This window comes from Comamonas serinivorans (genome assembly GCF_002158865.1).
In the GTDB taxonomy this organism is placed as follows: Bacteria; Pseudomonadota; Gammaproteobacteria; order Burkholderiales; family Burkholderiaceae_C; genus Comamonas_E; species Comamonas_E serinivorans.
In genome coordinates, this window is the sequence record NZ_CP021455.1 from 449,974 (window position 1) to 461,906 (window position 11,933).

The 11,933-nt window shown below is 71.2% G+C and carries 9 protein-coding genes; 5 read left to right on the forward strand and 4 right to left on the reverse strand.

What is annotated here, in order from left to right; all coding sequences use genetic code 11:
* Positions 1-75: 75 nt before the first annotated feature.
* From CCO03_RS01915 to CCO03_RS01925, 3 genes are read left to right on the forward strand one after another with little or no spacing between them, the layout of a single operon-like run.
* Positions 76-612: a DUF6622 family protein gene (locus tag CCO03_RS01915; RefSeq protein WP_087276531.1), complete on the forward strand. Its 537-nt coding sequence runs from the start codon at positions 76-78 to the stop codon at positions 610-612.
* Between the two features lie 14 nt (positions 613-626).
* Positions 627-1,817, forward strand: a complete 1,191-nt coding sequence (locus CCO03_RS01920) for a sensor histidine kinase (RefSeq protein ID WP_087276534.1) — start codon at positions 627-629, stop codon at positions 1,815-1,817.
* The gene (locus CCO03_RS01925) at positions 1,802-2,692 is read left to right on the forward strand and encodes a LytR/AlgR family response regulator transcription factor (RefSeq protein ID WP_087276537.1); all 891 of its coding nucleotides are present in this window, start codon (positions 1,802-1,804) and stop codon (positions 2,690-2,692) included. Before CCO03_RS01920 ends, CCO03_RS01925 begins: the two co-directional genes overlap by 16 nt.
* A gap of 56 nt (positions 2,693-2,748) precedes the next feature.
* Here the strand turns inward: CCO03_RS01925 and CCO03_RS01930 are convergent, their stop codons facing one another.
* Positions 2,749-4,524: a CYTH and CHAD domain-containing protein gene (locus tag CCO03_RS01930; RefSeq protein WP_087276540.1), complete on the reverse strand. Its 1,776-nt coding sequence runs from the start codon at positions 4,522-4,524 to the stop codon at positions 2,749-2,751.
* A gap of 459 nt (positions 4,525-4,983) precedes the next feature.
* On the opposite strand from CCO03_RS01930, the gene CCO03_RS01935 reads away from it, so the two are divergent.
* Both CCO03_RS01935 and CCO03_RS01940 read left to right on the forward strand, forming a co-directional pair.
* Positions 4,984-5,898 (forward strand): RNA ligase family protein, encoded by a 915-nt coding sequence (locus CCO03_RS01935; RefSeq protein ID WP_087276543.1) that lies wholly within the window; start codon positions 4,984-4,986, stop codon positions 5,896-5,898.
* 30 nt (positions 5,899-5,928) lie between these two features.
* Positions 5,929-7,107 (forward strand): AAA family ATPase, encoded by a 1,179-nt coding sequence (locus tag CCO03_RS01940; RefSeq protein ID WP_087276546.1) that lies wholly within the window; start codon positions 5,929-5,931, stop codon positions 7,105-7,107.
* Positions 7,108-7,373: 266 nt separating this feature from the next.
* Here CCO03_RS01940 and CCO03_RS01945 read toward each other — a convergent pair whose 3' ends face one another.
* The 3 genes from CCO03_RS01945 to CCO03_RS01955 all read right to left on the reverse strand — a co-directional run bounded on the left by CCO03_RS01945 (position 7,374) and on the right by CCO03_RS01955 (position 11,760).
* Entirely contained in the window at positions 7,374-9,056 is a 1,683-nt protein-coding gene (locus CCO03_RS01945; protein ID WP_087276549.1) for an MFS transporter, read from the reverse strand.
* Positions 9,057-9,783: 727 nt separating this feature from the next.
* Complete coding sequence (locus CCO03_RS01950; RefSeq protein WP_087276552.1) at positions 9,784-11,226, reverse strand: amidase; 1,443 nt, start codon at positions 11,224-11,226, stop codon at positions 9,784-9,786.
* 102 nt (positions 11,227-11,328) lie between these two features.
* Positions 11,329-11,760 (reverse strand): HIT family protein, encoded by a 432-nt coding sequence (locus tag CCO03_RS01955; protein WP_087276555.1) that lies wholly within the window; start codon positions 11,758-11,760, stop codon positions 11,329-11,331.
* Positions 11,761-11,933: the final 173 nt, after the last annotated feature.

The following is an 11,933-nucleotide window of genomic DNA, read 5'->3' on the forward strand; positions in this document are numbered from 1 at the left end:
TGTCGCATCGCGTTGGAGCGGCCGGGCCGGCACGGGCACGCTGGGGGCCTGACCATCGACCATGAGGAGACCCGCATGACACCGACCACTGTGCTGACCCACACGCCCGCCTGGGTGTTTGCCGTGCTGGCGGCCTTGCTGTGGCTGGGCGCGCGCCAGGCGGTGCCGCACCGCCTGCGCTGGCGCCGGGTGGTGGCGCTGGCGGCGGTCTTCACGGCCCTCAGCGCCCTGGGCGTGGTGCGCAAGCTCGGTGCGGGCGTGGTGGGCGATTGGGCCGCCCTGGTCTGGGCGCTGGGCTGGCTGGCCAGCAGCGTGTGGGTGGCGCGCCGGGCCTTGCCGGCTGGCGTGCGCTTCGACCCGCGTGCGCGGGCCTTCGTCATGCCGGGCTCGCCCTGGCCGCTGGTGGCCATGCTGGGCGTGTTCGGCCTCAACTTTGCGCTGGCCGCGGGCGCTGCCGTGCACGCCGGCTGGCTGCAATCGCTGCCCGTGGCCTTGCTGCTGGCGGCCAGCCTGGGCGCCTTCAGCGGCTGGTGGGTGGGGCGCGCCTGGGCCCTGTCGCGACAGATGCAGCAGGCGCGGCACGCGGTGGGCCGCGGTCAGCCGGCGATCTGAGCCACACTGCAGGCATGGCTACACCGGTTCACGTCTACAACGCCCGTTCGCCGCGCGAGCTGCTGCGCAGCGCGAGCTGGGTGTTGGGCTTCAGCAGTGTGCTGGCGCTGTTCACCTTTCGGCTGGCGCCGCAGCACCGCTTCGTGGAGCACTGGACCCTGGCGCTGACCGTGGGCGCCTGCTACTGGCTGGCCAGCGTGGCCCTCACCTACGTGCCGCTGGCCTGGAAGCCGCGGGCCGACGAGTTCTGGGCCAGCAGCCGGCGCGGCCGCCGCTGGCTGCTGCTGGTGGTCGTGGCCAAGCTGCTGGCCTGTGTGCTGGGCACCTGGCTGGGCAGCCTGCTGTCGGGCATCGACCTGTGGTCGGGCAGCCGCGAGGCGCGCATGGGCCTGGTGCTGGCGCTGCTCACCGGCGTCGTGGGCACGCAGCTGATGATGGCCAAGAGCCGGGCGCGGGCCCTGCAGGTGCAGCTGGCCGAAACCGAGCGCGATGCGGCCCGCGCCCATCTGCGCCTGCTGCAGGCCCAGCTCGAGCCGCACATGCTGTTCAACACCCTGGCGAATCTGCGCGCGCTGGTGCGGCTGGATGCCGACCGCGCCGAACAGATGATCGACCACCTGAACCGCTTCCTGCGTGCCAGCCTCAGCGCCTCGCAGCGCGACGAGCACGCGCTGGCCGACGAGCTGGCGCGCCTGCAGGACTACCTGGCCCTGATGCAGGTGCGCATGGGGCCGCGCCTGGCCGTGGTGGTCGACGTGCCCGAGGCGCTGCGCACCCTGCCCGTGCCCGTGCTGATCCTGCAGCCGCTGGTCGAGAACGCCATTCGCCACGGCCTGGAGCCGCAGGTGCAGGGCGGCACCATCTGGCTGATCGCACGCCGGGTGGGCTTGGCCGACGGTGGCGCGCAGCTGCAGCTCAGCGTCTGCGACGACGGCCCGGGCCTGCCCGAGGCCGAGCCGCAGCCGGCCGACCCGGCCGCGGGCCGCCTGCATGCGGGCGGCCTGGGCCTCACCCACGTGCGCGAGCGGCTGACGCGCCTGCACGGCCCGGCCGCCCACCTTCACCTGGGGCCTCGCGGGCCGCTTCAGGCCGACGCGCAGGTGCCGGGTTGTCCCCCGCTTGCGCCGACCGGCACCTGTGCCCGCGTCGACCTGCCCCTGCCCCCTGATGTCCCTGTGGAAACCCCCTCATGCCCACTGCGCTGATTGCCGACGACGAACCCCTGCTGGCCCAGGCCCTGCAGGCCGAGCTGAGCCGACTCTGGCCCGAGCTGCAGGTGCTGGCCAGCGTGGGCGATGGCCTGAGCGCGGCGCGCGAGGCCTTGCGCCTGCAGCCCCAGGTGGTGTTCCTGGACATCCGCATGCCGGGCCAGGATGGCCTGGCCGCGGCGGCCCAGATCGCCGACGAATGGCCCGAGGACGCCGGGCCCCTGCCGGCGCTGGTCTTCGTCACCGCGTACGAGCAGCACGCGGTGCAGGCCTTCGACGCCCAAGCCCTGGACTACGTGCTCAAGCCCATGGACCGCGCGCGGCTCATGCAGACCGTGCAGCGCCTGCAGCAGCAGCTGGCGCGCGTGGCGGGTGAGGCCGGCCTTGGCCAGCCCACAGTGGGCGCTGCGCTGGCCGGCGGGACCGCGGCGCCTGCGGCGGCCGACCCGGTGGCGCAGTGGCAGGCGCTGCTGCAGGCGGCCGGGGCCGCGCTGCAGCCCGCACAGGCCACACCGCGGCTGCGCTTCATCCAGGCGGCGGGCGTGGGGGGCCACGAGCTGCACCTGGTGTCCGTGGACCAGGTGCTGTATTTCGAGGCAGCGGACAAGTACGTGCGCGTGATCACGCGTGGGGCGGACGACGGCGAGCCGGGCCCGGAGTACCTGATCCGCACGCCGCTGCGTCAGCTGCTGGCCCAGCTGCCCGACGACCTGTTCTGGCAGGTGCAGCGCGGCCTGCTGGTGCGGGCCGACGCCATCGCCCGCGTGCAGCGCGAAGAGAGCGGCAAGCTCTGGCTGCAGCTGCGGGGACGCCCCGCCAGCGAGCGCCTGCCCGTGGGGCGGTTGTACGCAGGCTTGTTCAAAGCCATGTGAGTATGGCCTGGTTGCCGTTTCATGTTCAACGAGGAATGGCCTATACCCGTTGAGGTTCAAAAAGGCTTGAGCTTGCGCAGGCGCTTCAGCGGCGCCTGGCAGGCCGCGTCGCGCTGCTGCGCCACGGCCAGCCAGTAGCCGGCGGCGTAGGCGGCCTGGGTGTCTGGCGGGACCTGGGTTGCGCTCGAGGCCAGCTGCGCATCAGCCTGGTGCTGGGCCAGCAGGGCATCGGTGTAGGCCCCCAGGGCCAGCTGCACCTCGGCCAGTTGCCGCAGGTAGCGCCGCTGGGTGGCGGACGAGCGGTCGCCGGGGGCCAGCAGCGGCTCGGCCAGCTCCAGCATGTAACGCAGGCGCTTGGCGCGCTTGCGCACGGCATGGCGGGCGTCGGCGTCGAGCGTGGGCCAGCGTTTGGCGGCACGGGCCAGTTGCTGGTGCAGGTGTTGCACACGGGCCTGCAATTGCAAGCGACTGGCCTTGTGGCCCAGCGGCTTGGCGTCTGGCGTGGCCGGCGCTGCGGCGGCGTCGGCCGGACCTGATGCGTCATTCGCGCCAGTGGCCTTGGCTGCCGCAGGCGCGGCCGGCGGCTGCGCCTGGGCGGCGCGCACCAGCAGCGCCACCAACACCTGTTGCAGCGCCCCGCTGCGGGCCGCGGCGATCAGCGCCGGCGCGTCCGCGGGCGATGCGGCAGACGCCGGCACCGGCAGGCCGCGCGCCGCCAGGGCGTGCTGCAAGGGCTCGGGCAGGTCCTGCAGCACCTGGCGGTCGCGCACCTCGCCCAGCTCGCGGAAGCTGGTGGTCAAGGCCTGCGTCCATGCGCCGTCGGGGTCCCAGCCCTGGGCATGCAGCGGGCCGAACTCACGCAGCACCACGCGCAGGCGGCGCAGGGCCACGCGCGCCTGGTGCACGTGGTCCACGCGGCCCTGGCCGGCCGCCAGCGCCTGCAGGTTGGGCAGCAAGTGGTCCAGCCCGTTGGCCAGCGCCAGCGTCTGCCACTGCCAGCCCTTGCGACGGGCAGCGCCGGCCGGGGCGGTCAGGCGGCTGGCCTTGACGACGGGCCAGGGCTCGCTGCCGCGCACGAGTTGCTCGCCGCGTTCGGCTTTGGAGCGGGTGTCGATCCACAGGCCATGCGCGGCCACCCAGTGGGTGGCGACGGCGGCCAGGTCGGCCACGTTACCCGAGACGAGCTCGATCTCCAGCTCCTGCACGGCCAGCGTGTGTGCCGCTCCGGCCGGGTCACCGGCGGCTGACGCAGCCGGGGCAGCGGCGGCGCGCCGTTGGCCGCCACGCGGCGCAGCCGGGCGGGTGCCGGTCGCCGCGCCGGCCTGGATGTGGCCTTCGTCCAGCGCCAGCTCGACCACGGTGTCGCCCTGTTGCAGGCGGTGCGCCAGGCGCGTGATGTCCGTGCCGTAGGTGGCCTGCAGCGGGGCCTCGCCCAGCAGGTGGGCCAGGCGCTCGCCCACCGGGGTGTCGGCATGGCGCCGCCAGTCGGGCGCGGGCACGGCGTCGCCCTGTGCCCGCCCCAGGTCGACGTTGTCCTCGAGCCGGACCAGGGGGCCCTGCGCCAGGGCCTTGGCCGTTTGGATCCAGTGCCCGGCTGATGCGTCGTGCGTGCTGCGGTCTCGGCGCGACCGGCCCTGGCGGCCGGGCGGCGACGACGACACGACCGGGGTTTCGCGCCGCACGCGCAGCGCGGCATGGGCGGCGGCCAGGCGCGCGTCGGGCGTGTCGAAGTAGGTGGCCTGCAGGCGCAGGCGGGTGCTGCCGGTCGCCAGGGCCTGGCGCAAGGCCGGCAGGCGATCGGGCGGGACGCAGAACTTGAATTCGATTTCCATGCGGCATTGTCGGCGGGCCTGCCGGCGGCTGCACCGGTTGTTGCCCTGCAACAGCCCGGTACGCGGGGCTTGCCAGCCGCCGGGTGGTTTGCCTAGACTCGCCGCTCTCTTGTCTTCACCTCTTGCTTTGTGAGGTTCACCGTGCACCGCGCCATCCGTTCCTGCTGAACGACTCGCCACCCATTGCCACCTTGTCCCGCGCCCTGCGGTGGACCTGCGTGGTGTCTCCCCAGTGGGTGCGTCTGCGGTGCCAATCCCCTTGTGTCGAATCCAGCTGCTGCGGCCTGTGCTGCAGCGGGCTGCCGGCGTTGCCTTGACGTGACGCGTGGCAGGCGGATCGCCGAGGCGGGTTCATCTTCTTGTGTGAGTTGTGCGTGCGTGCCGCGGCTGCGGCATGGGCACCGCGGTCGTTCCTGCGCCATTCCCCCGGCCCTTGTGGCCTGTTTTGAGGAAGCCTCCATGACGACCCTTGCCCCATCCCCATGTCCCCAGACCGAACAGCCTGCGCTGTTGAAGTACCCCCGCACCCCGCACCTGCAAGGCTCGCGCCTGCAGCCCGGTGATGAGGCCGCTGACCAGACGCCCTGGTCGGCCCTGAGCGGCCGCTTCATCGTGGTGGAGGAAAAGCTCGACGGCGCGAACTGCGCGGTGAGCTTCGACGCCGCCGGCCAGCTGGGCCTGCAGTCGCGTGGCCACTGGCTGGCCGTGCAGCGCAGCGGCGGCCGCGAGCGCCAGTTCAATGCCTTCAAGCAATGGGCACGCGCCCACGAGGCCGCGTTGCTCGGCGTGCTGGAAGACCGGTATGTCATGTACGGCGAGTGGCTGTATGCCAAGCACTCGGTGTACTACGACGCGCTGCCGCACTGGTTCTGCGAGTTCGACGTGTACGACCGTGTGCAACAGCGGTTTCTCGACACCCACGCCCGCCACGCCTTGCTGCGCGGCTTGCCCGTGGTGTCGGTGCCGGTGCTGTATGCGGGTGCGGCGCCGCCACGCTTCGCGCCCATCGCGGCCCTGGTCGGGCCCTCGCTGGCGCGCAGCGCCGGGTGGCGCGCGCACCTCGAGCGCACGGTGGCGCGCGAGCAACTCGATGTCGCGCAGTGCTGGCGGCAGACGGACCGCGACGAGGCCGGCGAAGGCCTGTACCTGAAGGTGGAGGCGAGCGGCGAAGTCCTGGCCCGCTACAAATACGTGCGGCCGGGCTTCGTGCAGACCATCCTCGACTCGGGCTCGCACCACAGCACGCGGCCCATCGTGCCCAACGGCTTGCGCGCCGGCGTCGATCTGTACGCCCACGCCATCGACACGCGCTGGCCAGAACCCGCCTTGCAGGCAGTACCTGCCAGTCCCGATGAATGTGACATCGGAAACTGATGCATACCCTGCAGCGATAAGGAGAACACCATGTCCACCTGGACCGATTGGCTGGCCTGCGTGCCCGCCCCCGGCGCGCCCTGCGAGGCCGCCCAAACCGCCGCCTGGCTGGCGGCGTTTCCCCAGCTTGAGCGCGCCAAGACCACGCCGCAGGACCCCGTTTACCACGCCGAGGGCGATGTCTGGACGCACACGCAGATGGTGGTGAACGAGCTGGTCAGGCACGCCGACTACGCCGCGCTGACGGCCGAGGAGCGCGCGACCGTGTTCACCGCCGCGGTGCTGCACGACGTGGCCAAGTGCGACACCACGCGCATCGACGAGCAAGGCCGCATCCGCCAGCCCGGCCACTCGCGGCGCGGTGCGCTGGACGCGCGCATCGCGCTGTGGGACATGGGCGCGCCCGTGCTGCAGCGCGAGGCCATCTGCCGCCTGATCGGCGTGCACCAGGAGCCCTTCTTCGCCATCCACGGCTCGCGCAGCGGGCACGATGCCGAGTACCTGGTGCGCCGCCTGTCCTGGTTGGCCGACCTGCACCTGCTGGCGCTGCTGGCCGAGGCCGACATGCGGGGCCGCATCTGCGCCGACGCGGCCAGCGTGCTGGACGACATCGAGCTGTTCCGCGAGCTGGCCAAGGACGAGGGCTGCTACCGCACGCCCAGGGCGTTTGCCGACCGCCACACGGCGCTGGCCTACTTTCGCGGGGCGCAGGTGCACCCGGACTATGGCCTGCACCACGAGCCGGGCGCGCGCGTCACGCTGATGTGCGGGCTGCCGGCCGCGGGCAAGAACACCTGGGTGGCCGAGCACCGCGCGGGCCTGCCCGTGGTGTCGTTCGACGATGCGCGCACCGCGCTGGGCCTGCGCCATGGCCAGAACGAAGGCGCGGTGGCGCACCACGCCATCGATGCGGCCAAGGCCTGGCTGCGCGGCCGGCGCGATTTCGTCTGGAACGCCACGCACCTGAGCGATGCCATGCGGCGCAAGTCGCTGGACCTGTGCCTGGCCTATGGCGCGACGGTGGAGGTGGTGCACCTGGAGGCGCCGCGCGCCACCTTGCTGGCCCGCAATGCCCGGCGCGACACCAGCCTGCGCAACGCGGACCTGCTGGCCATGCTGCACAAGTGGGAGGTGCCCCTGCCGACCGAGGCGCATGCGCTGAGCTGGTGGCAGGCCGACGGGCGCCACGCGCGTGAGTGCGTGGCGTGAGGCGGGAGCGTCAGCGTGGGTCTGACGCGCTGCCTCGCCGCCCGTCCAGCGCGGGACCGGGGTGTGCCCGCTCGCGAGGCTGGCGGTGCCGGAGGTGTGCCCAGCCATTCGGACATCACCTACCTGGATCGGTTGTTCATGGGCATGGTTTGGTTGAAGGGGTGTATGGCCTGAATGCCGATCAAAAAATATCGACCAACCGGGTGTACTGCCCCAAAAAAAGCGCCCCCGAAGGGGCGCTGGATGGGTGGCAGGCCTCGCGTGCGTCAGGCCGGCTGCAGCTTGCCGGTGGGCGAGTAGGGGTCGAAATCGTCGGCGTAGATGTCGCGGTCCTTGGTTTCGCGGATGAACAGCGAGCCGATGAGGAAGGTCATGGCCGCGATGACGATGGGGTACCACAGGCCGCTGTACATGTTGCCGCTGCTGGCCACGATGGCGAAGGCCGTGGTCGGCAGCAGGCCGCCGAACCAGCCGTTGCCGATGTGGTAGGGCAGGCTCATGGACGTGTAGCGGATGCGCGTGGGGAACATCTCCACCAGCATGGCCGCGATGGGGCCGTAGACCATGGTGACCAGCAGCACGAGGTAGCTCAGCAGCACCACCATCAGCAGCTTGTTCATCTTGGCCGGGTCGGCCTTGCTCGGGTAGCCGGCCTGCTTCAGGTCTTCGGCCATCTCCTTCTTGAAGGCGGCGATGGCCGTGGTGCTGGCTTCGTCGAACTTGTGGTTGAACACCACGCCCGTGGGGGCCGTGATCTGCTTGTCGCCGATCTGCACCACGGCGGCCGAGCCCGCGGGGCCAACCTTGTTCTCGTAGCTGACCGAGTTCTGCACCAGGTACCGCTTGGCGATGTCGCACGAGCTCTTGAAGTCGATTTCGCGCGCCACCGGGTTGCCCTGGAAGGAGCAGGTGGCCGGGTCGGCCGTCACCGTCACGGCGGCGGTCTGCTGAGCCCGCGCCAGGTCGGGGTTGGCCGCGCCGGTCAGGGCCTTGAAGACCGGGAAGTAGGTCAGCACCGCCAGCAGGCAACCGGCCATGATGATGGGCTTGCGCCCGATCTTGTCGGACAGGCTGCCGAAGATCACGAAGAACGGCGTGCCGATCAGCAGCGCGGCGGCGATCAGCAGGTTGGCCGTGTTGCTGTCGACCTTGAGCTGGGCCGTGAGGAAGAACAGCGCGTAGAACTGGCCCGTGTACCAGACCACGGCCTGGCCGGCCGTGAGGCCCAGCAGTGCCAGCAGCACGATCTTCAGGTTCTTCCACTGGCCGAAGGACTCGGACAGCGGCGCCTTGGAGGTCTTGCCCTCAGCCTTCATGCGCTGGAAGGCCGGCGACTCGCTCAGCGCGAGGCGGATCCAGACCGAGATGCCCAGCAGCACGATGGAGCCGATGAAGGGGATGCGCCAGCCCCAGGCGGCGAAGGCCTCTTCGCCCACGGCGTTGCGCACGCCGAGGATGACCAGCAGGCTGAGGAACAGGCCCAGCGTGGCCGTGGTCTGGATCCACGAGGTGTAGGCGCCGCGCTTGCCGTTGGGGGCGTGCTCGGCCACGTAGGTGGCGGCCCCGCCGTATTCACCGCCCAGCGCCAGGCCCTGCAGCATGCGCAGCGCGATCAGGATGACGGGCGCGGCCAGGCCGATGCTGGCGTAGTTGGGCAGGATGCCGACCACGAAGGTGGACAGGCCCATGATCAGGATGGTCACCAGGAAGGTGTATTTGCGACCGATCATGTCGCCCAGGCGGCCAAAAACAATGGCCCCGAAGGGCCGTACCAGAAAGCCGGCGGCAAAGGCCAGCAGCGCAAAGATGAAGGCCGATCCGGCGTCCAGGCCGCTGAAGAACTGCTTGGCGATGATGGCCGCCAGGGAGCCGTAAAGGTAGAAGTCGTACCACTCGAACACCGTTCCCAAGGACGAGGCAAAGATCACCTTGCGCTCTTCCTTCGTCATGGGGCACGCGGCCCCGTTCACTGTTGCACTGTCCACGCTGTGTCTCCAGTTCGTTGTTGCGAGCCGCGCCTGCGAGGTCGGCACTCGGCGCACGCGCGGGGTCGCCGCGGTACGCTGCCGCCAATGTCGTGGAATTTGTCACGCCTGCCCATGCGTAAATCCCCGCAAATGACGGGGAATGGCGGGTGTGGCAAGTCGCTGGGCGAGGGGTCGGCTGGCGCCCCGGGCCATCGGCAAGGGGGATGTGAGCCGGCCATGGGCCTCAAGTCCCCCGGCAGCGGCCCGCCGCGAGCGACGTGCGGCGTCCCGAACCGGGCACGAACCCATCAGGATGCTGCCGGGTGGATGGGGTGGCCGATCCAGACACGATGACGGCACCACGCACCACGCACCGGTGCGAACATGCCCGGGCGTCCAGGCAGCGGGGCCAAGGCTCACGGCGCCCTGGATGCGCTGAAATGTAATTGGCAGTATCGGCTGATGCCGATCAAGCTTCAATCGGCAGTGGCAAATACTCCCTTTGCTTTGTGCTGTGCCCAGGGGGTGGCGCGGACCGGAAGCGGGGTGAACTCGGTCGCCAGGGGACGGCGGCGTTTCATGCCTGCCATGCCCCTGAGGGGCTCGAGCCCCTCCTCAACGCGTTGACGATGGCTTGCGGACCCCCAGCAGGCGCCGGTGCGCTGCGCGCCGCGCGCCGAAATGGCCCGCGTGCCGGATGCGGCGCGCCTCAGCCCAGCAGGGGGCTGCGCTGCGCCGACCAGGGGCTGGCCTGTTGGTAGGCGTGGCCCAGCTGCAGCACCGACCAGTCGGCCTGGGTGGGCCCCACGATCTGGATGCCGGCCGGCAGGCCCTGGGCATCGAAGCCCGCGGGCGCCGACAGGGCCGGCAGGCTGGCCAGGGTGGCCGGCACGGTGCAGGCCAGCCAGCGGTGGTAGGTGTCCATGGCGCGGCCGTCGATGTGGTGGGGCCAGTCCCATTCGGCGGGGAAGGGCGCCACCTGCGTGGCCGGCAGCACCAGGAAATCGAAGCGCTCGAACAGGGCGCGCATGGCCTGGTAGAAGGCCGAGCGCGCCTTGGCGGCGTTGTAGAGCTGCAGGCTGGTCCACTGGCGGCCTTGCTCCATCTCCCACAGGGCCTCGGGTTTGAGCTGGGCCCGTTTGTCGGCGTCGTCCCACAGGGCCTGGTTGGCGCCCGCGAACTGCGCGCTGCGCAGCGTGATCCAGGCGCGCCAGGCCGCGTCGAGGTCGGTGTCCAGGCTGGCCTCGTCCACCACGCAGCCGATGTCGCGCAGCACGTCCAACGCCTTGGCCTGGGTGGCGAGCAGGCCGGGGTCCATGGCCCAGCGCCCGTTCAGGTTGCCCAGCCAGCCGATGCGGCAGCCCTGCATGTCGCGCGCCAGCGGTGTGCGGCCGTCGCAGCTGCGGTCGAAACGGCGCGACAGCGGCAGGCGCGCGTCAAAGCCCTGCATCACGCCCAGCGTCATGGCCAGGTCGCGCACGTTGCGCGCCATGGGACCGGCCACGGCGAACTGCTGCTGGAACACCTCGTCGGCCGGTCCGTTCGGGATCAGGTTAGGCGTGGGCCGAAAGCCATACACGTGGTTGAAGGCCGCGGGCGTGCGCAGCGAACCCATCATGTCGGTGCCATCGGCCACGGGCAGCATGTGCAGGGCGACGGCGACGGCGGCCCCGCCGCTGCTGCCGCCGGCCGAGCGTTCGGGGTTCCAGGCGTTGCGCGTCAGGCCATACACGGGGTTGTAGGTGTGGCCGCCCAGGCCGAATTCGGGCGTGTTGCTGCGGCCCACGAACACACAGCCGCCGGTGCGCAGCCGCGCCAGGAACACCGCGTCTTCCTGCGTCACGTTCTGCGCAAACAGCGGCGAGCCGCGGCTGGTGACCAGGCCTTTGACGGCCGACAGGTCTTTGGGCGCCAGCGGAAACCCGTGCAGCGGCCCGCGCGACTGGCCGCGTTGCAACTCGTCGTCCAGCATGCGCGACTGCTCGAGCAGGTGGTCCGCGTCCACGCGCGCGACGAGGGCATTGACCTGCGGGTTGAGCGCATCGATCTGCGCCAGGTGGGCCTGCATCACCTCCAGGCAGGACAGCTCGCGGCGGTGGATGGCTTGCGACAGGTCGGTGGCGTCCAGGCCGACGAGCTCGTGGGCGTGCATGGCGGGATCCTTGTGGATGGGTGAAGGGGCGCGCCGTCGCGTGGGCGGCGGCACGGGGCTTGCCGCACCGTGCGGTATGGCCCGCAGGCGCGGGTCAGTCGGTCAGCCCTGGGTGCCCAGCACGCGCCGGTAGGCCTCGGCGTTGCGGGCCAGCACCTCGGGCGGCGCCAGCTCGCGCGCATGCTGGCCCAGCGGCACGCCGGCCTTGCGCGGGATGACGTGCACGTGCGTGTGGAACACGGTCTGGCCGGCTGCGCTTTCGTTGAACTGCATGACGTTCACGCCGTCGGCCGCGAATGCCTGCATGGCCGCGCGCGCGATGCGCTGGGCCGTGGCCATGGTGGCGCTGAGCGCGGCGGGGTCGATGTCGAGCAGGTTGCGCGAGGCGGCCTTGGGCAGCACCAGCGCGTGGCCGTCGCACTGCGGCATGGCGTCCATGATGACGAGGGTGGCCTCGTCCTCGTAGATGCGCTGGGCCGGGATGTCGCCGCGGATGATGCGGGCAAAGATGTTCTGGTCGTCGTAGGGCTGCATGGCTGGCCTGAAGGGGCAACGGAAGGGAAGGGATGACGCCAGCACTGTACAGCCGTGGGGCGGTGGTGAGGCGGGAGGAACCGACGTGCCCGCCTGGCCCGACCAGGCCGATGGCGGGGCAGCCAGCCGCGGCCCGTCTTCGTCGAGACCGCGGGCCGCAGGCTGACCGTCAA

What these genes read in the sequence shown, in the direction of transcription:
- CCO03_RS01940 (WP_087276546.1), top strand. Translation starts at nt 5,929, where the DNA reads ATGTCCACCTGGACCGATTGGCTGGCCTGCGTGCCCGCCCCCGGCGCG.
- CCO03_RS01925 (WP_087276537.1), top strand. Translation starts at nt 1,802, where the DNA reads ATGCCCACTGCGCTGATTGCCGACGACGAACCCCTGCTGGCCCAGGCC.
- CCO03_RS01935 (WP_087276543.1), top strand. Translation starts at nt 4,984, where the DNA reads ATGACGACCCTTGCCCCATCCCCATGTCCCCAGACCGAACAGCCTGCG.
- CCO03_RS01955 (WP_087276555.1), bottom strand. Translation starts at nt 11,760, where the DNA reads ATGCAGCCCTACGACGACCAGAACATCTTTGCCCGCATCATCCGCGGC.
- CCO03_RS01915 (WP_087276531.1), top strand. Translation starts at nt 76, where the DNA reads ATGACACCGACCACTGTGCTGACCCACACGCCCGCCTGGGTGTTTGCC.
- CCO03_RS01920 (WP_087276534.1), top strand. Translation starts at nt 627, where the DNA reads ATGGCTACACCGGTTCACGTCTACAACGCCCGTTCGCCGCGCGAGCTG.
- CCO03_RS01950 (WP_087276552.1), bottom strand. Translation starts at nt 11,226, where the DNA reads ATGCACGCCCACGAGCTCGTCGGCCTGGACGCCACCGACCTGTCGCAA.
- CCO03_RS01945 (WP_087276549.1), bottom strand. Translation starts at nt 9,056, where the DNA reads ATGACGAAGGAAGAGCGCAAGGTGATCTTTGCCTCGTCCTTGGGAACG.
- CCO03_RS01930 (WP_087276540.1), bottom strand. Translation starts at nt 4,524, where the DNA reads ATGGAAATCGAATTCAAGTTCTGCGTCCCGCCCGATCGCCTGCCGGCC.